This window comes from Bacteroidetes Order II. bacterium, from assembly GCA_016788705.1.
Taxonomy (GTDB): domain Bacteria; phylum Bacteroidota; class Rhodothermia; order Rhodothermales; family UBA2364; genus UBA2364.
The window spans coordinates 78527-102616 of sequence record JAEUSQ010000059.1; the positions used below are offsets into that span (position 1 = coordinate 78527).

Here is a 24090-nt window from a genome sequence, read left to right on the forward strand (position 1 = left end):
CAACATTTATGGAACAGCCCTCTAAATCTTTATTTGCCGTCATTATGGCAGGCGGGGTTGGAACCCGTTTCTGGCCTCATAGCCGTCAGGCCAAACCCAAACAGTTCTTAGATGTATTCGGAAGTGGCACGATGATTCAGGCCACTCTTGGAAGGCTGGCGGGCCTGGTTGCTCCAGAAAACTGTCTGGTTGTTACAAACCAACAATATCAACCCCTAACCCAGTTACAACTACCCATCCTGCCGATCGAAAACATCTTGGGTGAGCCGATGAGCCGCAATACAGCCCCTTGTATTGCATGGGCGGCTGCCGAGTTGTTTAAGAAAGACCCAAACGCTACCATGATAGTACTGCCCGCAGACCACCTGATTGCCAATGTTAGGCGCTTTCAGCAGGTACTCCGAACCGCTATTGCCCAAGCACAAGAGCCGGGCAGCTTGGTTACAATTGGCATAGAACCTACGCACCCCGAAACAGGCTATGGTTATATTCAGTTTGATACTACAGCCTATGAAGTGGATGAAGACGGATTGGTTGCATGCCCCGTAAAAGCCTTCGCCGAAAAGCCAGACCTCGAAACCGCCGAACGTTTTCTGGCTACGGGCGAGTTTCTATGGAACTCCGGCATGTTTGTCTGGCGGGCAGACACCATCCTAGACGAAATTCAAAAACACATGCCCGACCTTGCCGAGGCTTTTCAGCCCGTTCTCAACACCCAAACGGTCACAGACGAAATGGTCTTGAAGGCATTTAGTTCCAGTCCTAAAACATCGGTGGATTATGGTATTATGGAACCTGCCGAAAAGGTTTTTGTGGTTCCCGGAAATTTTGGTTGGAACGATGTGGGGGACTGGCGTGCGGTTTATGACCTGAATGATAAAGACCAACAGGGGAACGCCCTCCGAGGCAAAGTGGTATGCGAAGATGCCTCCCGAAATTTGGTTTTTGCAGGCGACAAATTGGTGGCGGTTGTCGGAATGCACGATACTATTGTGGTCAATACGCCTGATGCCCTTTTGGTCTGTCATAAAGAAGCCACACAAAAAGTCAAAAACGTGGTAGAATTTCTCAACAGCAATGGCTTGGAGGCGCATACCTAAGCATGGTAGTTTCAATTGCACAACCGGGGTATTGGCCTTGGCTTGGTTATTTCGACCGGATTCTCAAGTCCGATCTACATATCGTATTGGATCATGTCCAATACGAGAAGTCATGGTTTATAAACCGTAATCGAATCCGATGTGGTGATTCATGGCAGTGGTTGACCATTCCCGTAAAAACCAAAGGGCGTTTCGGGAACCTACCCATCAACCAAATTGAGGTGGATGAACGCCAGAACTGGAAAATTAAGCATTGGCGAACGCTACGGCATCAGTATTATCATACTTGTTTTTGGAAGGATTTTGAACCCGAACTTAATGCCTTTTACCATACACAATGGCCTAATTTTCGGACAATTTGTTTGGCCAGTTCGCAGATAATTGCCAAGGCATTGTCGCTAAAAACCCCTCTTCTTTTTTCATCGCAGTTTACACCGTCCGAAACAAAAGGAGCTTTGGTTTTGGAATTATGCCAAAAAGCAGGTGCAACCACTTATCTATCTGGCCCGTTGGGCAAAAACTATTTGTCTATTAACCATTTTGAAGCAGCGGGTATTCAGGTTGAATGGCACCATTTTTCACCCCCTGCGCCTGCCAACTACCCTAACCCAACCACTCCTCCACGTTCAGCATTGGATTTTTTACTCCACTTAGGACCCAATGGTCTATTAACCTATCTTCGTTCCTAAATGAACATCCTTGTTATTGCCGCACACCCAGACGACGAGGTTTTGGGCTGTGGCGGAACCATCGCCCGCCACATCGCAAATGGCCATACTGTACATGTTTGTATTTTAGGCGAGGGCGCAACCTCGCGCTTTGACCGCCGCGAAGAGGCTCCTCGGCAACTTGTTGATTTTTTAGCCACAGCAAGCCAAAAAGCAGCTAACCTGCTTGGCGTTAGGTCCGTTCAGGCTTTGCAATTGCCCGATCAACGCTTTGATACATTGCCTTTCTTAGACATGGTAAAACTCCTGACAAGCGTAATCGAAGAGAAAAAGCCAGAAGTGGTCTATACACAGCACGGAGGGGATCTGAACTTAGATCATACCATTACCTTTCGTGCCACCCTCACCGCTTGCCGCCCTCTTCAGGGCTGTCCTGTCCGTGCATTGTATGCGTATGAAGTCCCTTCCTCCACCGAATATGCTTTTGGTAAGTTTTCTCCCATCTTTCAACCAGACACCTTTGTGGATATTTCCACTTTTCTTGCGGGTAAAATAGCAGCCATGCAATGTTATGCACCCGAAATGCGCCCATTCCCCCATCCTCGCTCCGAGGAGGTGCTCCGTAGTATTGCCACTCGCTGGGGGTCACAAGTGGGGCTGGTAGCAGCAGAAGCCTTTCAAACCATCTTCCGCATTTGCTCCTAAAAAAACCTTTTTTTCTAACCAAATAACGTTTGACACAAGTATCTGACAAAGTTAGAAATTTAATTTACATGGTCATAAGATGAATACTGTATTCATGAATTGACCTAAAAGATCAGCCTGTATGGAAACCATGGAAAGTGTTCTCCGTTTTTAGGTTACTCCGCCCCAAAAACAACAATAATTGCTATGGAATCCCTTTCACGCAAGGAAAGAGAACGATTGAACCGCCGTCGCGAAATGCTTCAGGCGGGGATTCGGGTATTTGCTGAAAAGGGATATGAACGGGCTTCGATAGAAGAGATTGCCCAACGCGCCGAGTTTGGCAAAGGGACGTTGTATCTCTATTTCCCAAAAGGAAAAGAAGAGATGTTACGTGCCATTGTTCAGGACCTTGCAGAAGAAGAATTTCAGTTGGTTGAAAATGTATTCCTGCAATCCCAGGAACAACAACGATCCTTTGAACAAACTTTTCGGGCATTTATTCGCGCCTATTTAGACCATTATCACCAAGAAAAAGACCATTTTCGTTTGGTGGTAAAAGTCCTAAACCGCCTGATGCTCTCGGATGAGGATGCGTTAAAAGAACTGGTTTTGTCGTTAAAAGCCAAAACGATTTCACGTTTTTCTGGTTTCTTAGAAGAAGCCATGCAGCGTGGTGAAGTCCGGTCTTTTCATGCAGAAGCCCTTACCCACATGATATTTGGCAATTTACATGGCTATATCATGTATGATACTTTTTTGCATAATCCCCCTTTGCCTTGTACCCCCACCCAGATAAGCCCTGCAAACGATGCCCAAGAGTGGCTTTGCTTGCTTTTATTACACGGGATTTCCCAACAGCCTTCTTCCACAGCAGTACTCCCACGGTCTATTTAAGAAACAATATGCGTTTTTTTCACCGTTATCTTCTCGCCCTTCTCTTCCTAATGCCCGGATTATTGGCAGCGCAACCTACAAGTCCTCCCTCTCGAAAAGTCCATATGACCCTCGATGAGGCCATTCAAATCGGCTTGGTGAATAATTACCTGCTCCGTTCGGCTGCGCTTGGTCAATCCGAGGTAAATTCTCAGGTAGAAGAAGGTTTTAGCAACCTTTACCCCAAAATCAACCTTTCCGGCAATTACCAACGCAATTTGCTTAGTTCCAATCCATTTGCAGGCTCTAGTGCGGGTAATATTTTTACGGGTCTGGGGCAAATTGGCTGGCTGGGCTTTAATGAACAAGCCCGAACGGACAACGATGAAAGCACCACACCGATCACCCTTCAGGAGTACTACCGCAGAATCGCCGAAGGCCAAACCGCTGCGGGCATTCCGACCAATAGCAGTGCAAACCCTTTTGCCGTAGAAAATAACGTTACAGGTAATATCGCCATCAGCCAGACTTTATACAATGCCGCAATTGGCGAAGGACTACGTGCAACACGGGTGCTTCAATCTATTACGGCTTCTGGATTTTTGCGCCAACAACAACAAATCGTAAGCCAGATCCGCAGTGCGTTTTATCGGGTGATGCTGGCACGCGAACAGGTTTCCGTCCTTCAGAACAGTATGGAACGCCTAACGGAGACCACCCGCGATGTCGGCAAGACTGTCCAACAGGGCCTTGCTCCTCGTTTTCAACGCCTTTCTGCCGAAGTAGAATTGGGCAACCTGAATACACAAAAAATTGTTGCGGCCAACAATTCAGCACTTGCCCTTTCTGGTCTAAAACTTCTGCTTGGGCTACCTATAGAGACCGAAATTGACATCAAAGCCTCGTGGGAAGAACTCACGGAAAAAGCAAGCGAAACCGATGGCCTAAATTTGCGTGCAGCCCTTGATGTGGCCATGAACAACCGTCCGGATTTGGTGCAGGCCCAAAAAAACATTGTCCTTCAGGAAATTCAGAAAGGGGTCACCACAGCCTTGGGCAAGCCCATTGTGAGTGCCTTTTCCAATATTTCATACATAGGACGCATCCCCAGTAACCGCACCTACTCGGTACAGGATGCCAATGATCCGTTCAAATTCACCAAAGAGCGTAATCGTATTTTCAGTGACGGGTATTGGGATCCCAATATAACGGTCGGATTACAGGTTTCGTGGAGTCTTTATGACGGTGGTACAAGAAAATACCAACGGCAACGCAACCAGCTATCCATCGAACGTGCAAAAATTCAGGAAGTACAATTGCAGGAAAGTATTCGATTAGAAGTAGAACAAGCCTTTTTATCCCTTTCTTCAGCTTTCGAACGCATGACAAGTCAGCGACACAACATCGCCCGTGCCGAAGAAAACTACCGAATCACCTCCACCCGTCTTCGCGAGGGTGTTGGAAACCAGTTAGAAGAACGCCAAGCCTCCGAACTCTTAGACCAGAGTAAATTGGCATATGTAGTGGCGATCTTCGACTACCTCAATGCCAAAAATAGCCTTCAGACTGCGATGGGTAAATTACCTTTTGTAGAATCGAAAGTCCCTGAATTTGCTCCGGCACGCACTGGCGGCATCTGGAATTATGTCAATAAGTTTTATAAAGTACAATAACCGGATAATTCCCAAAGGTCCATCATTACCCAAATCAAACCCTAACATGAAACACTTTCAATACGTCGTTATTCTTCCCGTTTCGTTGATGCTGGCCTTCGTTTTTTCGGCCTGTAACCAAGGGAATAAACCGGCCTCTACTGCTGAAAACAGCACCGAATTGACTTCTGCTATGATTCCGGTGGAAACCTTATTGGCTGGCGCTGGCAATTTTGACAATATGATTCAAATTCCGGGCGTGGTCGAAACATCGAATGATGTGACCGTTTCGGCGCTAAGTGCTGGCATTTTGCAATACGTTGCTCCCGTTGGCAAATACGTTTCTGCCGGAGAAACCGTCGCTATTGTGGATCCTGCCGTAGCCGAAGCCGCTTTGTCCCAAGCCAAAGCCGCGCTGAGTGCTGCCGAAGCCGCTGTAGCCAATGCAGAAGCACAACTCCGACTTGCCGAAGATGCCTTCCGCAGACAAGAACCCCTCTACCGCGACTCCATTATTTCTGCCCTCGAATTCGAGGGCGTCAAAACCCGGCTCGCCGCAGCCAAAGCCGTCGTAAACCAAACCAATGCAGGAAAAGCACAAGCACAAGCTGCCATCTCTCTTGCCCAAAAACAATTGTCCAATACCCGTGTGGTTGCACCATTTTCTGGAAAAATAGAGCGCAAACTGGCTGAGGTGGGATCTACTGCTGCGCCAGGATCACCGATCGTCCAGATCGTGAATGCCGGAAATGTAAAGATAACAGGGGGGGTATCGGAGAAGTATGCTGCAACTGTTAGACTCGGAACGAATGCCTTTGTCCGGTTTCCAACACTCGGAAACCAAGAAACCATTGGCAGTATCAGTTTTATCGGGACCAATGTCAACCCTACCAGCCGCACCTTCCCCATCGAAATTCAGGTGGCCAATCCAGATGGTTTGTTAAAGCCACAAATGACCGCCCAAATCTTTATCAATAACGAGACCATTGGAAACGTGATTGTGATTCCGGAAACGGCCATCATGCGCGACGAAGAAGGTACAAGTGTTTTTATTGCCAAACCCGAAGGCCGGAAAAAAGTGGCCAAACGGGTCAGTATCTCCATCGGACCTTCTCAAGAGGGGAAAACGGTGGTGTTTTCTGGTATTAATGCAGGCGATGAAGTGGTCACCAATGGACAAAACAACGTGTCTGAAGGTGATCTTTTAGAAGTCGTTAAGGGTTAAGCGCCCAACATGCTCTTTTTCCTCACTGATAATCCTTAACATACAATGATTGCAGACTGGGCCGTTAAAAACCGCATTACCGTTCTCGTGTTGACGGTTTTGCTTACCATCTGGGGCTTCTATGCCTATTTCTCCGTTCCGAAGGAAGCCCAACCCTCTATCAAAATCCCTAACATTTTTGTTACGGTTGTGTATCCGGGTGTAAGTCCCGACGATATGGAGGCCTTGGTTTCACAGCCATTAGAGCGTGAAATACAAAGCATCAGTGGAATCAAGGAACTACGCTCCACCTCCGGCGAAGGGGTTACATCGGTCAATATCCAATTTGAACCCAATGTACCCATCGAAGATGCTTATCAAAAGGTGCGCGACCGGGTGAATATCGCAAAATCCAAATTACCTTCCGATATTCAAGAACCTATTGTTCGGGAAATCAACATCTCGGAATTGCCTGTTATCACCGTTAACCTCGCCGCAGGGTATTCCTTGTCAAAATTAAAAGATGTTGCAGACAAATTAAAAGACGAATTTGAGGGCGTACCAGGTGTTTTGGAAGTTGAGTTGATTGGCGCATTGGAGCGAGAAATGCAAATTAATGTAGACCTTGCAAAACTGCAATCGTATAACCTCTCCTTTCAAGATGTCGCTGGTGCTATTCAGGGAGAAAACCTAACCATTCCGGGAGGGTCGGTGGACGTAGATCGCCTCAACTACCTTGTTCGGGTGAATGGTGAAATGAAGAGTGAAGCCCAATTGGAAAACCTGATCGTTAAAGTCCCCGAACCACAAGGCCCCATTGCCCGCCCATCACCAATTTATTTGCGCGATGTAGCCGATGTAACCTACGGATTTAAAGACCGTACCACCTATTCTCGACTTCGCATCATTCATCCCGATGAAGGGGGCGTGGGCGGAACCGTCAAATCAAAAGATGGGAAACCCTTGCAAGTGATTTCGCTTCAGGTAAAAAAGCGTTCTGGCGCAAACATCATCGAGACAGTGGATGGCCTGAAAGAGAAAATTAAAACCGCCAACCTACCCAACGGTACATTTGTGGTTTATACCGGCGACAATTCCGAGTTCGTCCGCAATTTGGTGGAAGAACTTCAAAACAACTTGGTAGCAGGGATTTTCTTTGTGGTGATGGCCTTGGTCTTTTTCTTAGGAATTCGTGCTTCTATGCTGGTGGCTATTTCGATTCCACTTTCCATGCTTATGAGTTTCGCCGTTTTCCAAGTCATGGGACTCACCCTTAACTTTATCGTCCTATTTAGCCTGATCATTGCCTTAGGTCTTTTGGCAGACAATGCCATTGTGGTGGTAGAAAATATTTACCGCTTCCGAGAAATGGGGTACGAAAAATTTGAGGCTGCTCGTTTGGCAACCCGTGAAGTAACAGGGCCCGTTATTTATGCCACCCTTACTACCCTAGCGGCTTTTTTCCCCATGCTGTTTTGGCCAGGTGTGATCGGCAAGTTTATGAGCTACTTGCCCTTGACCCTCATTATCACCCTCTCCACATCGCTGTTTGTAGCATTGGTCATGAATCCAGTCATTACCGCTTACTTGGTTCGCTTAGACAATGAACCAAAAGCGATTCCACCCAAGTGGATCAATTATGTCACCTACATTGCCGTTTCCTCTCTAACGATTCTGATGCTCATTATTAATTGGGTAACGGTACCGGTCTTAATCGCTCTCTCCTTGTTGCTTTTCACCTTTACCCGTTATTTCTTGGTCCCCGTTAGCGATTTTATTATTAATAAGCAGTTTCCACGATATTTGGTAAAGTATAAAGGGTGGCTTGAACTAATGATGCAACGGGATTATCAGGTAAAATATGCCCTCTTACGAAATACCTTTACCTTAACAAGTTTTACCCTTGGGTTTATTTTACTTATTGTGGGCTCTCTACTCACGATCGGAGAACCAGTCTATGGCGGGTTTACCCTTGCACAAGTGGTTTTCATGTTGCCCGCCGGGATCATTTTTCTAATAGGGGTTTTGGGAATCTTCTTTCATACCTTCGAGATCATGATTCGCGGCGGAAAAACCACCATTGCCCTCAGCTGGAAAACGGCGATCGCCATGTTGGTGGTATTTTTAATTGCTTGGTTACGTACCGATTTTGAAAAACCTGATGCCAGCGAGCAATTAGTTAGAACGGCCTTATCCCTATCTATCACCCCCATTTTAATGCTCATTTTTGGTATTATTGGGTTTGTTTTAAAATCTGAACGGCCTTTGATTCTTACGGATAACCGCGCCATTGTCCTCAACCTAACCTTTGGATTGTTCTTTGGCATCTTTATGGTGTATGCGATCGCACCAACGGGCGTCGCATTTTTCCCTTCTACCGATCCCCGCCAAGTGACCGTAAACCTACAAGGAGGAATTGGCACCAATGTCCAGACCAGTAATAAGATGGCACAAAAGGCGGAATCAAAAATTGAACGTCTGATCAATAAGGATCCGCTCGCTGCCGAAAACATAAAAAACTATCAGACTGGCGTCGGTACTGCTGGCGGACAAGAATCATTTTTTGGCGGGGGGGGAAGCCCACAAAACTCATTTGTCACCATTAATATGGTGGATTATGGAGATCGGGGAGAATCCTCAAAGAACACGCTCACAAAACTTCGTGACGTGGTCAGAAGTATTCCTGGTGCATTGTTAAAGTTTACGGCTCCCAGCAACGGACCACCTACTGGTGCGCCTGTCAATATAGAAGTTTCTGGTCCGGATTTTGACGAGATTGTCCGGATTAGTCATGATTTGAAGTTTAAACTAAGCCGTGCCGCCGAGAAAAAACAAATTGATGGTCTGGTAGACGTGCGGGATAACCTCAATTCGGGACGCCCAGAAGTACGTGTTAAGATAGACCGTGAACGGGCACAACAATACAAGTTATCTACGGGCCAAATTGCAAGCACTATTAGGAGCGCCATCAATGGTACAGAAGCCAGTAAATTCCGGGACGGCGAAGATGAGTATGACATCACCGTTAGACTCCGCCCCGAAGACCGAAGTGCACTTGAAAGCATCCAAAATTTAACCCTACCCGTCAACGTGGGCGGAAATCCCAATAACCGCCGACAACTACCGCTTTCGGCTGTTGCTACACTTGAAGTGGGCGCCGGATTAGGCTCAATTACCCGATTAGATGGCCGCCGCGTGGTAACCGTTTCAGGGGATGCCGCTCCTGGATATAGCGGACCCGAGGTTTTGAGTAAAGTCACGACTTTTCTGGCCGATTACAAGGTAAAAAAAGGGTATGTCCTGAATTTTACCGGGGAGAATAAAGACCAACAAGAAAGTTTTGGCTTTCTTTCTATCGCTCTTTTTATGGGCGTTGCCTTGATTTTTCTTCTTCTGGTTATGGAATTCAGAAATATCCGAGGTCCATTGGTCATCATGATCGGTATGGGCCTTTCCCTTATTGGCGTTATGCTTGGTCTTATTCTGACCCGATCTCCTTTTGGATTAATGACCTTTATCGCCTTGATTAGTTTATCAGGACTTGTGGTTAACCACACGATCGTTCTGATTGACTTCGCCCTAAAAAGAGAAGAAGAAGGCGAAACTTCGCACGATGCCATCATTGAGGCGGGCGTCATCCGAACCCGCCCCATCTTTTTGACCATTATCACTTCGGTTATTGGGTTGTTCCCTTTGGTTTTTGGCTTAAATATTGACTTTGTGGGCCTTTTCACCCATGCCGATCCAGGCTTTCAGTTTGGCTCCGAAAATGGTCAATTTTGGCTCCCGATGAACGTAGCGCTGATCAGTGGTTCCATTTTCTCCATTTTCCTCACCCTATATGTGGCTCCAGTAATGTACAATGCCTTTACCTCCATTGCGAATCGGGTGGTAGCAGGCTTTAAAGTTATTGAAACAGCCGAACCCTTCCATCCTGGAGTCAGCGGCGATGGTGCCGTAAAAATGGATAGGGGAACCCAAGTGGTAGACAAGTCCGTTTAAACCCAAGAACGATAAAATCGTTTCGCAAGGCTGTTCCAAACCAAGGAACAGCCTTTATTGTTTACGTCATTTTCCTTTACGGCATAACAATCGTTCAATATCTTGGACTATCTTTAAACAGGAAAAGCGATGACGGCCAAACTCCCTCTTTCGGGCATTTTAATCTTAGATTTTACCCACGTTATTATGGGCCCTGCCTGTTCGCAAATATTAGCGGACATGGGTGCAGAAGTGATCCATATTGAGCCACCACACGGAAATAGTACCCGGTATTTAAGTGGTATGGGTGCTGGTTATTTCCCCTTTTATAGCCGAAATAAAAAAAGTCTGGCCATAGATATCAAGCATCCTACTGGCAGAGAAATCGTGTATGCCCTCATTAAAAAAGCAGATGTACTGGTAGAAAACTTCGGCCCTGGGACTATGAGCCGTTTAGGTTATGGCTATCAGGACGCCGCTGCCATCAACAACCGCTTGGTCTATACAGAACTCAAAGGTTTCTTGTCTGGACCCTATGAAAATAGGCAGGCCATGGATGAACTGATTCAGATGATGAGTGGAATTGCCTATATGACAGGCCCTCCCGGACAACCACTTCGGGCGGGAATTTCGGTTGTGGATATCGCTGGTGGCATGTTTGCCGCAATGGGTACTTTACTGGCACTCTATGAAAGAAAAGAAACAGGCACCGGAAAGCATGTTAAAAGCGCCCTTTTCGAGTCGGCGGTGTATATGATGGGGCAATTTATGGCGGCTTCGGCCATCTTACAACAACCGATGCCTCCGATGCCCGCCCGTACCAATGCGTGGAGTATTTATAATTCTTTTCGTACAGCCGATGATCAAATAGTTTTCTTGGCCATTATTTCCGAAAAGCATTGGGAACGATTTTGTAAAGCTTTCGATAAGGAAGACTGGCTCAAAAACGAAGAACTAAATACCAATAACAAGCGCTTAGACTCACCTTGGTTCTTCAATGAGATTACCCGCTTAATTTCTAATCTGACCAAGAATGAGGTTTTGGAGAAATGTACTTTATTTGATTTGCCTTTTGCTCCTGTCAACACAACAGAAGACCTTTTCTTAGACCCACACCTTAATGCTGGTGACGGTATGCTACACACCCAACTTCCACACAACCTTTCAGCAAACCTACCACGCTTACCCTTTGAATATGGAGATCAAACATTTGGACTGAGATATCACCCACCAACCATTGGTGAGCATACGTTCGAGGTATTAAACTCTGTGGGAATAGGATTCGCGCAACTGGAGCTTTTGATTTTAGATGGAATTATCGCGGGTAGTTAATAGATAAAAAAATAGCCCCCCAACGCTTTTGCATTAGGAGGCCCCTTTAACAATACCTCATCAAACCGACTGATGAAGCATGAGATGATGATTTCCAAAATTTAAACGAACCATGTACTTACTTCAATAGGGTCATCCGGCCCATTTGTGTAACTTTGCCAGTGGTTAATTCGGCTGTCACACGGTAGAGATAAGTTCCTGATTGCAAAGATGCAGCATTGACGTTCATGGTTTGATTTGCACCACCTTGGAAGGCCATTTTAGGCATTTCCATGACCAGACGCCCCTGAATGTCATATACCTGAATACCCACTAAGGCATTACCGGGTAAATCAAAACTGATCTTGGTAGAAGGATTAAACGGGTTCGGGTAGTTGCCTTTAACGGCGAATTCAGCAGGAAGTTCCACTTCACCTTCAGTTGCCGTTACTGGGCCGCGTTTGAAATTAACTTTATTTGAATTGCTGGCCACTGCAGAATTCACCCCATCGTTTACTAATACACGGTGGTAGAACGTTGCGGTAGCACCACCAGCAATTTTAAAAGTGTTTTTCAACAACGCATTCAAATCACCAGTGGTGATGGAAAAACTCGTCGCTGAAGCAGCATCTTTTACATACGTAGCACTACCTAACGGAAAGGTCGGATCCGTAGAAAGTTGCCATGTATATTTTAAAGGGTCATTTTCTGCATCCGTTGCAGCATTCCACGAAACAGTAAGGGTACTGGTTGGAGCACCTTCCACTACAACAGTGGCATCATTCGTTGGAATAAGACCAGCAATTGCAGATGGACGCGCATTCACAACGCCACGAGTAAGTTCAACCGTTGCAGCAGTACCCAGCGTGGTATTTACCCCATCCGAGGCATTAGCACGATGGTAAACTGTTACTTTTCCACCCTTTGCCACCCCAGCAGCAGCGAGGATATCATCCACTTGCTTAAAGGTAAGGGTTACTTTGGTGTCTGCTGTAGTTGCCGAATTTAAGATGGTCGTAAATGCTGCATCGGTAGCCAGTTGCCAAGTATAAGAAACGGCTTTTCCATCTGGATCCGTAGAAGCAGACCATGTTGGCGAAATTGTGTCGGTTGGCTGACCTGCTACCGTTACTTGAGCGCCATTCGCAGGACTCGTGATCGAGGTCTGGGTAGGAGCACCATTTACTTTCACTGTCCCGCTGATTGCCGGATTTATGGTCGTGGCCGCAAAGGCTTTGTCCAAAATGGTCAATTCTTCCAGAGTAACCGTTCCCGACTTTCCGGTCGCAACCCCACTATTAATGCTTAAGGGAATGTTTGCCAAAAATCCACCACCCGTTACCGAATTACTGGTTTGGCTTGCACTGTTCAACGCAACCGAAAGGGTAATCGTTGTTTTGGTTCCACTGGTTGTAATTATTTCGAGACCAGCACCGTTGAAAATCGTCCCACCATTTTGCGTTAAGAGATTCGCCTGGTTGGACTTCGTCCCTTTCAGACCAATTGTTTGCGCTGTGTAGGTGAAAAACGTATTATCAAACGAGACCTTGATCTCGAATGCAATGGCATTGGTCACATTGGAAGCATGTACCTCAACATTGTGGGTATCTCCACCTTTGAGGTTGCTTTCAACACTTCGCAAGGCTTGATCACCTGCTTTCAAATCAAAGTCAATAGAGCCTCCGACCTGTGCGCGGCTGATCCCAACCAAAGCAAAAAGTGCCAGTACATATACGTGAATCTTGATCAATTTCATTTTTTTCCTCTATCCTTTTTTTTGGTTCTATCCCGGTTTCATGCTTTGAATTACACCTCAGATCATTACAATAATCAATCGGTTCATTCAAAAATTTGCATGGTTTGTCTTGGAATACGTTAAGGGATTTCAAAACCTAAAAAGGGGAAGGGTTTGGTCACCCTCCCCCTTTCTCGGTCTGAACCTGATGTCAGGCTTATTTCAGAAGGGTCATTTTATTGACCTTCACGAAGTTGCCTGCTTGGATGCGATAGAGGTAAACACCACTTGCAACCGGAGCGCCCGCGTTGTCGGTCGCGTTCCAAGTCATGGTGTGTACACCAGCTTCAACTTGACCAGCAACCATCGTTTTAACGAGGCGGCCTGTCATGTCGAAGATTTGGAGTTTAACATTGGCGTTTTCAGGCAAGCTGAAGCGAATGGCTGTTGTGGGGTTGAACGGGTTCGGATAGTTTTGATCCAAAGCGAATTCACTTGGGATGCCAACACCCGTTACTTCGTCTGCACCTTTAGCAGCACGGGCCTCAACCACGATGATATCGCTGAGTTTTACACTCTTCGCTTTCGCGCTAAGTTCAATCACCGCGATTACGCCATTTTCAACTGCGCCTGCGGTAGAAGCAACAGCATATGTATTGCCGGAAGCTACCGAGAGGCTATTACCTTTGAATGCAGCGCCATCTTGTACCTTAACAACTTCGCCACCATCAACCGCGATGTCGAATTGGAAGCCTTGTACGTTGGCCAAGCCATTGGCACGAACATAAGCAAGGTTGCCTTTTACTTCAACACTCAACTTCGCAGAAGTTGCAGGGAGTTGCTCGGTTTTGCCGAGTGCAGCACCTGTGCCGAAGAGTTTCGCAAAGCGGGCATAGTCGGCCAAGCCGATTGAACCGTTGTTGTCGAAGTCAAATGATTTGGTGTAGTTACCAGCGCCAGCGGTTGCACCGTAGGTTTGGGCAAATACAGCCAAGTCTTGAACGTTCACTTTGCCGTCGCCGTTGGCATCACCAGGAACCGTACCGCCGATGGCTAAGCCAGCCGCAGCATTAGAGGCTTCTGAAACATTGATTCCGTCAGATGCCTTTACAGTGTAGTTACCATCGCCAAAAGCAGGTGCTTCGAAGGTAATCGAAACTTTACCATCTTTTACGATAGCTTGGGTAACCGGAACGGTTGCCACAAGTGTGCCAGCAGCGTCATATACCTTGTATTCGGTAACTTTATAAACCGTCACAGTATTACCAACACTCGTTCCGAATGCCGGTCCGTAGGTTTCAAAGCGGCCATGATCGGAAGAGGTGAACGAAGCAACCAATTGCTTGCCAGCATCACCGTCAACGATCGAGAGGTCTTTGCCAACATTGGCTGGAGGTACATCGTCGGTCATGTTAACCGTGCCCCATGCAACCATGTTGGAAGCAGCGCCAGTAGCAAGCGTGTAGTTGTTACCTGCTTCACGTACGCCATCGTCTTTCGTCATGTTTTCGCCAACCACTGCTACACCAAATGTAACCGTTCCGCTGGTCGGAGCAACAGCAAATGTTACCGCAAATTTATCGGTACCAGTTGTACTATTTGAACCAGTTGATGGCGGAGCAAATTGGGCAACCAACGTGGTTACACCACCTTTCGTCATGTAGATTTCATAGCGGGCAACTTTGGTTGCACCGAACTGATAGCTCGGATGGAACGGATCGTTAGTCGAGCGACAGATCTCGCCAGATACCACTGCACCATTGGTTCCTGCTACAAGAGCCGGTCCAGTTGCGCCGCAAGCGGTGATCGGAGAAACCGTACGTACCAAGTCACCGGCTTGAACTTTACCTGCATTCGGACCATTCAAGGTAGCCGTTGGGGCTGCACCTGCGCCGTTTTGCAAATTGAAGCGTGCAGTTCCATTCAGGTCTTTAATCTTGTTGATGCTCGAAAGCGACACCTTCAAGTTGTTAGACGGAGCAAGCATGAACAAGTTGATCGGGTATGTGGTATAGGTGACAGCACGCGCTGTAACATTTACTGCAATGATGTTTGCAGGAGCAGGCAACGAGTTTGTATTGTTCATATCGAACAAGATGTCACCATTATCAATGCCCGAAACATTTTCGGAGAAGTTCACCACAAAGGTGTTCGGGCCGATAATATTGGCACTTACAATTGCCGGACCAGCATAGTCCATAGAAGCAACACCTGTGCTATTGGCAGCGATCTGGTTCGAGTTGAAGTCAGAAACAGCACCAGCAGCATTGGTTACTTGTGGCTTGGCGTCGGTATCACCTTCTGCTGCACCACCTGTTTTTTCCACATTAAGTGCAATCCATTCATCTTGGAGTTGATCCACTTGATTCATCGTGGTGGCCGTGTTTTCGGCACCATTAGACCAATAATAGGTACGTGGGTCATTAGCACCACCAGCAGTGGCTGGTTTAATGAAACTATTGACCGTATATCCTGCAACAGTGAACTTAGAAGCATCAACGGTGTTGTCGTCAATTTCCTCGTCCAATTTAACCAAGATAAGATCCACTTTACCGTCAGAATTGCGGTCTAAGGTCCAAGACGCAACCACTTTCGGTGCATCCGGATCATTGATCGAGATGTCAACGCCATTGGTGATGTTGCCTTTGCGGTCGTTGCTGGAAGCAGCAGTTCCCCAGATGGGGTTTCCACCCTGACCAGCACCGGTTATTTGCATGGCTGTTACTACAGCAACACCAGAAGCCTTCGCTACCGTCGGGGTTGCGCCATAGCGGTCCGTTGGGAGGTTCGGGATATTCAGGGTGTTAGCAATCGTAACCGTCGCACTGCGTCCGGAGACGGCGGTTGTACCAGCCATATCGGAAACATAGTTGTTATTGACCGTAATGTTTGCACGTACAATACCCAATACATCACCCAATACGTCGTACTTGATCAGGTTGTTATTGGTCGCATTTTCAATCGTAAAGGAGGTTGAACCAGCAGTAAAGGTAATTGCGCCACCACCGTAAGCAGAAGCATGGGTTGGAGTCGGGGTTCCTGGAGGTGTACCATCGTTGGTATAGGTAAAGTTTCCTTCGGCAGCACCAACTTCTTTTACGGTTTCAGAGAACGTTACACGAATGCGCTTGAAGCCCACTTGACCAACAGCGCGAACAAGTACAGGCTCTGCATCATCAAAGAGGCGATCCAGAACAGCCGGAGTACCACTCTTGTGGTTCAACGTATTGTTCATAGCATCACTTACAGAGACCATTGCGTTTCCAGCAAAGTCTTTGATGTTGGTTCCTGTCAAGGCAACCGACAATTCAACCGGAGCAGGGGTACCCGTTCCGTAAACTTTGAGGGAAACGGTACCATTTTGGAGTGCTGTTTTCAACGCAGCATCAACCGGAACCGTAGCAAAGATAGAACCACCACGGCCATTAACGGCTGCAACACCTGTTACGGCAGAAGTGATGTCCTTGTTGTTGGCAGCGTTTGCAGCATCTTCCAACATCAGCTTCGTGAAAGAAGTAGCCAAGTTAGAGAATGTACCCTCGATTGTCATCGGAGCGCTACCATCATACTTAACACGTACCTGACCACCACGTTGTGGTAAGTCTGGAGAATCAACCATCGTCAAGAGCAGGTCAAGGTTGATGGAGGATCCAGAGTTAATGGCAGGGATTGCGCCTGTATCATAGTTACTGCCTTCAGCAAAAGATACAAACACCACGTTGTCGTTGTCGTTCGCATCTTTTGGATGGTCAACGTTTACAGAAACGGTTCCGTATCCATCCACCGAGAATGCAGGGGTAACAGTGCCTTGTGCACCTACTGTTGCGCCATCTACTGGCTCGGAGAAGATAATGTAGTAGCCATCTAATTTACCGTTGGCATTTTGATCTACTGTACCTGCATACATAGCAACCGGAGCCGCTTTGTCCGTTGCATTACGGAGCCACAATTCACGACCAGGAGCAGGGAAACCATCTGGAACCGCTTGGTTAGTTTGTACTGGATCGCGGTCGCCAATGTCTTCAGAGTTTCCATCAGCCAAGTAGCGGCTTTGTGGCATGTAGTCGGTATGATAGGTAGCAGCTTCGCCCGTTGCATCGGCCTTGGTGTAACCCAAGTTGGTTCCAGCAACATCGGTTAATACAGACTTATCAAAACCTGTCAAGAATACGCGAATGGTACGGTCGTCTGGACGCGCTTGTGTGTAGGCGTGATCAATCGCAATGGGGTTGGTTCCGTCATTGGTGCGTACCAAGAAGTTGTTTTGGCTCCATTTAGCGTTGCCTTTTGTGGCTTCATCGGTACGTGCCGCTGCCGCACTGGCTTTGGCATTCAGGTAGAGACCCAAGTTATTGCCTAATTTTTCGGAGTAGAGGAATTCCAAAGCATCAATGTAACCATCTTTGTTGGTATCCAAAGCACAGATATCAACAATGGCAGGCGGTGCATCATCATCACCAGGGAACGTTACACTAGAAGCAGTAGAAGAAGCTTCGGTGTTGCCTCCCTTTGCCAATTCAAGGCTTACCGCATCCACAATCCGCTTAGAAGCGGTTGCCTGATTGGTGTAGGTAAAACTTGGTGTTGAATCGGTATCTGGAGTTGATTTTTCCGTCAGGTTCAAAACACTTTTGGTGTAACGGTTTGCCAAGTTAGCATGAGGGCCAGACTCTAAGGTGCTTGCACCAAAAGAAGCAACCGTATAAGCGCCATAGAATGCATCCGAGATGGAAGTGGCGGCTTTAAAGTCGGCCAGTGCCGGAAGGGTTACGACTTCCGAATAGGTAACGGTATAGGTATCAATTTTACCATTGCCTTGCATATTTGGCGAACCTGCGATATGGGTAACCCCTGCGGTACCACCTGCAACATTGGTGTCATTCGTTTCTGCAGACGTTACAAACGGTGCCACACAGTCTGCTACGGCAAAGTTAGTTGCAGTAGAGAGCGGAGCACGGAAGTTATTGAGCAGACGTAAGCCACCTTGATCGGTAATATTACCAGCGGTATAAACCATCGTGAGGGCTTCCCCTGTCCAAGCTTGTGGATAGGCCTCGTTGATGTTGAGGGTAATAACCCCTACACCAGCGTCATTGGCAATTCCACCACCAGTCACGCTGTGAGCAGGTGCTGGTGCAGCCGTCATATCAGCGAAAGCACTGCCTGCAAAACCTGTCGTGGCAATTGGGCCATTCAGTTTGATTTTTACTTGGTCAATCCGACCATCAGCATCGGCATCACCTGTACAAGCGGACGCAAACGATACAAAGACCCCATCTTGCTCTTCAAGGGTAAAGGTTTCGATCTGGCCTACTTTGGTTCCACCGCCGATCATCGCCAATTGGCCCGTGTTGGCATTGTACGTTACTTGTGGTTTGGCATCGCCGTCGAACGAAGCTTTTTCGGTAACCGACAAGAAAACGTCTTGATAGCCAGCACCTGCAATAGAAAGACCAGTTACACCGGCAGAACGCAGGGCATCAGCATAGGGCATCGTTGCAACATCACCTTCAAAGTCGCCAAATGTGGGGGCGGCATCGGAGAAGGTGTAGCCAGCAACGGAGAACCCGTCATAATTAGGGGCAGTACCCGCTTGGAAGGAGCTTCCTACGGAGCCTGAGTTTATAAGAACGACCTTATCAATTTTGCCGTTACCGTTGGTATCCAACGTTAAAATGGCACTGAAAGGTTGTCCTGTCTGGGCAAAAGCGGTGCTAAGACCCAGTAAACCCACTGCTACGACTGCCAGTACTTTCGAGAAGGTTTTTTTCATCATCATACCTCTTCAGATTACTGTTAGTTTAGAGTGATTGTTAAGGATTAGGTTATTGGTATTGTTAAGGGTCATTATTAAAGGTGATGCGTAGGTACCGAGGTGCTTAAACAAGAAAAGGGCATACATTTCCCCTGCCTCATTGGGCACATCGAACCCAATACATCACCGAGATATTACGTCAAGTCTAGGCAAAATGCAAATGAGGAATGCACCTCATGACACAAATTCGCAAGAAGTACGCAACGCACCCGTTAGTTTGTACAATTGTTGAAGGTCTTTTTTCCGTCTTTGTCGTAGTTCACGCTGCATATCAGTTTCCCTTGGCCATCATATTTGAATTCTGCAAGGACTTTACCGTCGGGGTAATATTTGGTCGTGGTACCTACTTCAATGCCGTTTTTATAGGTGCGTTTTAGCCGGAGAAACTCTTTACTATTTTCGGTAAAATAGACTTTGTATTCACCTTCAAATTTTCCATTTTTCATTTTGGCATCCATCCGCTGGGTCACATCTTGGGGAATGGCGCCTTTGATTTCGCCGGTATAGGGTTTTCCGGTTTCGGCATCCATGTAGGTATCGTTTTTGAGCATCAGGTCTTTCCCTTCCTCTAAAAAGATTCCTGCCTTAGGATTCCGTCCTTCATACTTTTTGACGGGATCGTCTTGGCAGGCTGGGAGTGCAAGCAGCACAAGTAGAGAAAACAAATACTTAATTTGGTTCATTATCATTTTGCTTTCGAGAGAACGTCTTTAAAAACTTAAAAAGATACTGTTGAACCGTGCATGTTTGTACGATCGCGGGCACGTTTTCCCCAAATATCCTATTTCTAAAGGGCTAATTCAACCTTGGATCATCCGGAAAGTTAGCCAAAAGACCGAAAGGCCCTCCCATTTGCCGCAAAACTTGTCGCCAGGCCTGCGTACCTACACCTGCAAAGACCCAATCCGGTTTAACTGTGGTTAGAAACCAATCCTTTTGCTGGATTTCGCGTTCCAATTGTCCGGCGCTCCATCCAGAATACCCAAGAAAAAAGACCATTTTTTCGGGCCGGAGTATCCCAAGCGCCAGTCGTTTTTCCAATTCTTCAAAATCTGCTCCCCAATAGAGGCCATCGGCAATCCATTGCGACTCTGGTAAATCATCATATGCATGAAGCACATGTAGGGTCTGAGGCTCGCACGGCCCACCCAACCGGAGCGGTGCATCAAAGCTACTGTTATAGTCCAGCACTTCCGAGACCATATGAGGCAAGGTGTCATTCAATACCAAACCAAAAGTACCTTCTTCGTTATGGTCGCAGATGAGCACAATCGAACGCCGGAAGTTGGGATCTGCCATCATTGGTTCCGAGATGAGCAAGGTTCCAATGGTTGGTTTAGGGGCTTTTTTCTTTTTTTCGGGCATGACCAATCAGGGTTTGTCGTAGAAAATACGTTGCTCTTGGGCAAGATTCAATCAAATCATGGCCTTTTCCGTGGACAAAATCGGGTTATCAAGAAAGACCCGCCTCGTGCCATTACGCAGGTGTTTGTGGTTTTAGTTTTCCTTCGAGGTATTCATCCGAGAAATCAATCCGAAATGCCGTCCAAAGTGGCAAGTGGTCGGACATTTGGTAAGTACGCCATTTTTTATAATAGACCAATCTCCTTTTATCGTCTTCTTCAGTTGGTTCTGGATCTTCGTTGGGTGTTGATAAGTCAGGTTTGTTTTTCTTAGAGCGGTATGCGGCAATTTCGGCTGCATAAATGGGTTCATCCTCTTCACGAAACACATGCTCGAAGTAGTCGAAGGTACCACCTGTAATAAATTCTAAAGAGTCTTCCAATTGTCTAAACAAAATTTGGTCGTATTGTTTGTCTCGTGTCACATTGGTATAGACCTCCTTCAAATGTTCGGGGACAATAAACCCTGCGTCTTCGAGGGGTTTATAGGTTGCATCTCCATGTTTGCCAATGTTAAAGTCGCCCAAGAGAATCAGTTTTCTGGCCCAAGCGGTTTTGTCTTCGGTTCTTTTTTTTAGGAATTGGGCCAGTCGTGTAATTTCTTCGATGCGTTCTGGTGGTGGTTTGCTTCCTTGGGCTTTGCCCCACAAGATATGGACGGAGCAAATCATAAACTTCGCCCATCCGGCCCGGAAGCCGCAGATAAGGGGCGTCCGCCAAAATTGCGGGATTGGCCTATTGTCTTCTGATGGGATTACCAATTCTCCGGCCAAGCCACCAAAGACCACTTTTCGCTTATCAAACACAAATGCAATGCACTCGCCATTGCCTTGTGTACCCTCGGTGGCATCAGTAAAAATGTAATCCCAGTCGCTTCCCAGAATCCGCATCACCTCATTAAGTGCCGTCAAATCTTTATAGACTTCCTGAATGGCCACCAAATCGAATCGTGCAATGATTTCGGCAATATAATAGAAGGCCTCCTTGGATCGAAATCCGAAAGATGGCTTGTCAAAATCGCGTAGATTCCAAGTGGCAACCAAAAGTGTATCGTTCAAGGAGCGGCCCGGAATATCGGATCTGCGCAAAGCCCCTCGCAAGCGAATCAGGTTTTCTACAATTCGTTTATCTGTTTGATCACGCTCTGGGTGAAGGGTTTGATAAAAGGGCATAGCGGTTTTGGTAACGTATATATAAATGAAAATTAAGACATGGGGATGCGCTCGCAGGCTGGATGTATGTCCCTTTGCTTTAATGCTTTATGGGAAAGGATTTTCAATTTAAACCATTTCTTCCATAATACCAAGCCGAATGCTACCTAATAAGGGTGGCCTGTCCAAATCCAGCCAGATAAACCCGATGGAATTTCAAGGATTGCCTCATGAAAGCGCGTTTACAACTATTATTTTAGTACACCTCTTGACAAAACTTTTAGTCTTTCGTAGATTATCAAATACTAAAATAATAGTACGATAATTATGAGAAAACCAATTGACCCTTTGGGTGCAACCGAGATGGAAGTGCTCCAAAATGTATGGGAGTTGGGCGAGGCAACCGTAGGCCAGGTACACGAACGCATCTTGCTTCAGCGTAAAACCGCCTATACCACCATCATGACCACCATGAAAAATCTAGCCCGAAAAGGATATTTGCGATACCGGGCGGAAGGTGTAACCTATATCTATTCTGCCATTAGAACCCCCGAAGAAGTGCGAGGCGGCATGTTAGAGAATTTATTGGAGAAGGTTTTTAAGGGTTCATCGGTGGCCTTGGTACAAGCGTTGGTGGAGCAAGAGCGCCTCAGCGAATCGGAAAAGGCCGAAATTCGTGCAATGATTGCAGGAATGGACGAAGAGCCAGATTAACCGCTCCATCACCCAAAAACAAAAGCATTATGGAAACCATCTTAGAAGCCCTACAAAACCTTGGGGCAAGGGTTTTTTTTGCCTTTTGGCTACCGATTGGCGTTTGGAGTGCCTTTGCTTGGATCATAGACCGTGCCCTTCTTCGGGTGCATGATCCGCACCACATCCTTGCGCTACGATTGGCGATTTTTTGGTCGTTACCGTTTGGCCTGATATGGGCCAATTGGGGCTGGTTGCCCATTTGGGAGGTAAAAGCCAGCTCGGGGCTGGTGGGGTTCGAACTGCTACAAAGCGCGTTTGGGGTATCGGAAACATCCGCAACTGCCCAGATACTCACAGCGCGGCTGTTGTACGCGATTCCATTGGTACTATGGGTTTTGGTGGTTTTGCGTGGCTTAAGGCTTGGAGGGGGGCTCAGGGCTTCGTGGCACGATTTGCAGGCGCTCCGCACCCTACTTTCTCCAGTAAACACTCCCGAATTCATTGCCGAGGTACAAAATCTGAGTACTCGAATGGGTATCCGCCGTAGTGTCCGACTGTTTTCGGCCCCAATGTCCTTTTCCCCATTCACTTTTGGCATCTTAAATCCTGTTTTGGTATTACCGTCGGCACTTTTGCCGCCCAGCCATGCCCGCACCGTGGCCATCCACCACGAATTGGTACATATCCGCCGGATGGATGTATTATGGCGTTTTTTGGAGGAGTGTCTTTTGTTGGTAACGGGTTGGCATCCATTGGCCCATCATTATCACCATGAAATTTTGTTTGCCCGCGAGGCAACCTGTGATGCCGAAGTTTTATCTGGGTCGGAAGTATCTCGGCAGACTTATGCCCAATTATTATACAAATTGCTTGCAAGCGAATCCGAGCGAACGAATCCATTGCTTTCCGCAATGGCCTCGCCGCAATTTCATCAACTCAAAAGAAGGGTTCAAACCATGAAAAAACAAACCTATTCATACCGAAGATTTCATCTTTGGTGGAGCCTGCTGCTACTGGTCTTCGCCACCGGGCTCACTGCCGCAACCGGTTTTTTTGACCGTCCTATAATGATGATCAAACCGGATAACACACTTATGGCCTCGCGCGACACAGTGAAGACCTTGATCGTAGAGCGAAAAACAAAAACCATTCAAACAATAAGTGTCCATCCGAAAAACACCAAACCAATCCGAGTGACGTTTACAGACAAAACTTTTTTGGACATGACCTCGGACGAAGCACTGGCGAAAGGTATTATGCTCCCACCGCCGCCGCCGCCGCCAAGTGCGAAATGGGTAGAAAGGAAATTGGATCACAATACTACCAATCTGGAAGACTACAAGCCGCAATTAAATACCATGCCAGGCCAAGATGGTGTATGGACGTTTGTGGAGGTACAGCCCCAGTTTCCGGGTGGGCCTGCTGGTCTAAATGCTTACCTGTCTGGAAACCTAAAGTATCCTGAGTTGGCACAACGCACAGGTATCGAGGGCGATGTTTTTATTCAATTTGTGGTGAACGATGAGGGGCGGATTGTGGACGCAAGCGTGGTGCGGAGTATTGGTGGAGGCTGCGACGAAGAAGCACTCCGTTTGGTGAAAGAAATGCCCCACTGGACACCAGGAATGCACCAAGGCAAACCCGTAAAAGTGCGATATACGGTGAAAGTGCGTTTCAAATTGGCTTAATCTACTCTATTGTCTTAATCAACAGCGTGAGACGATATACAAGGTCTTACGCTGTTTTTTTTCGGGACTTTGGGTAGCAACTTGCGTGGAACACGCAAATTTAATCCTTACGGCTAAATCCCACAT

General features: G+C 47.0%; 15 protein-coding genes. 10 read left to right on the forward strand and 5 right to left on the reverse strand.

From position 1 onward, the window contains the following. The first annotated feature begins 8 nt into the window (after positions 1–8). The 8 genes from JNN12_15480 (at position 9) to JNN12_15515 (ending at position 11497) form a co-directional block, all read left to right on the forward strand. On the forward strand, positions 9–1100 hold the full coding sequence (locus JNN12_15480; GenBank protein ID MBL7979737.1) for a mannose-1-phosphate guanylyltransferase: 1092 nt from the start codon (positions 9–11) through the stop codon (positions 1098–1100). 2 nt (positions 1101–1102) lie between these two features. Further along, on the forward strand, positions 1103–1789 hold the full coding sequence (locus JNN12_15485; protein MBL7979738.1) for a WbqC family protein: 687 nt from the start codon (positions 1103–1105) through the stop codon (positions 1787–1789). Further along, positions 1790–2473, forward strand: a complete 684-nt coding sequence (locus JNN12_15490; protein ID MBL7979739.1) for a PIG-L family deacetylase — start codon at positions 1790–1792, stop codon at positions 2471–2473. 186 nt (positions 2474–2659) lie between these two features. After that, complete coding sequence (locus JNN12_15495) at positions 2660–3349, forward strand: TetR/AcrR family transcriptional regulator (protein ID MBL7979740.1); 690 nt, start codon at positions 2660–2662, stop codon at positions 3347–3349. Between the two features lie 8 nt (positions 3350–3357). Further along, positions 3358–5001 carry a TolC family protein gene (locus JNN12_15500; GenBank protein MBL7979741.1) on the forward strand — a complete coding sequence of 548 codons (1644 nt, stop codon included), beginning with the start codon at positions 3358–3360 and terminating at the stop codon, positions 4999–5001. Between the two features lie 46 nt (positions 5002–5047). Then, positions 5048–6205, forward strand: a complete 1158-nt coding sequence (locus JNN12_15505; protein ID MBL7979742.1) for an efflux RND transporter periplasmic adaptor subunit — start codon at positions 5048–5050, stop codon at positions 6203–6205. A 45-nt stretch (positions 6206–6250) separates the two neighbouring features. After that, a complete protein-coding gene (locus tag JNN12_15510; GenBank protein ID MBL7979743.1) occupies positions 6251–10186 on the forward strand; it encodes an efflux RND transporter permease subunit in 3936 nt (1311 codons plus the stop codon). Between the two features lie 129 nt (positions 10187–10315). After that, positions 10316–11497 carry a CoA transferase gene (locus tag JNN12_15515; protein ID MBL7979744.1) on the forward strand — a complete coding sequence of 394 codons (1182 nt, stop codon included), beginning with the start codon at positions 10316–10318 and terminating at the stop codon, positions 11495–11497. Between the two features lie 118 nt (positions 11498–11615). On the opposite strand, the gene JNN12_15520 is transcribed toward JNN12_15515, so the two are convergent. The 5 genes from JNN12_15520 to JNN12_15540 form a co-directional block, all read right to left on the reverse strand. Next, the gene (locus JNN12_15520; GenBank protein ID MBL7979745.1) at positions 11616–13232 is read right to left on the reverse strand and encodes a SusE domain-containing protein; all 1617 of its coding nucleotides are present in this window, start codon (positions 13230–13232) and stop codon (positions 11616–11618) included. A 196-nt stretch (positions 13233–13428) separates the two neighbouring features. Further along, positions 13429–18990, reverse strand: coding sequence for a T9SS type A sorting domain-containing protein (locus JNN12_15525; protein ID MBL7979746.1), 5562 nt, complete (start codon positions 18988–18990; stop codon positions 13429–13431). A 248-nt stretch (positions 18991–19238) separates the two neighbouring features. After that, a complete protein-coding gene (locus JNN12_15530) occupies positions 19239–19709 on the reverse strand; it encodes a hypothetical protein (protein ID MBL7979747.1) in 471 nt (156 codons plus the stop codon). Between the two features lie 112 nt (positions 19710–19821). Then, on the reverse strand, positions 19822–20391 hold the full coding sequence (locus JNN12_15535; protein MBL7979748.1) for a YqgE/AlgH family protein: 570 nt from the start codon (positions 20389–20391) through the stop codon (positions 19822–19824). Positions 20392–20503: 112 nt separating this feature from the next. Next, positions 20504–21601 (reverse strand): endonuclease/exonuclease/phosphatase family protein, encoded by a 1098-nt coding sequence (locus tag JNN12_15540; GenBank protein ID MBL7979749.1) that lies wholly within the window; start codon positions 21599–21601, stop codon positions 20504–20506. Positions 21602–21907: 306 nt separating this feature from the next. Here JNN12_15540 and JNN12_15545 point away from each other — a divergent pair, with 306 nt between their 5' ends. Both JNN12_15545 and JNN12_15550 read left to right on the forward strand, forming a co-directional pair. Then, positions 21908–22294 (forward strand): BlaI/MecI/CopY family transcriptional regulator, encoded by a 387-nt coding sequence (locus tag JNN12_15545; GenBank protein MBL7979750.1) that lies wholly within the window; start codon positions 21908–21910, stop codon positions 22292–22294. Positions 22295–22323: 29 nt separating this feature from the next. Next, the gene (locus JNN12_15550; protein MBL7979751.1) at positions 22324–23964 is read left to right on the forward strand and encodes a M56 family metallopeptidase; all 1641 of its coding nucleotides are present in this window, start codon (positions 22324–22326) and stop codon (positions 23962–23964) included. Positions 23965–24090: the final 126 nt, after the last annotated feature.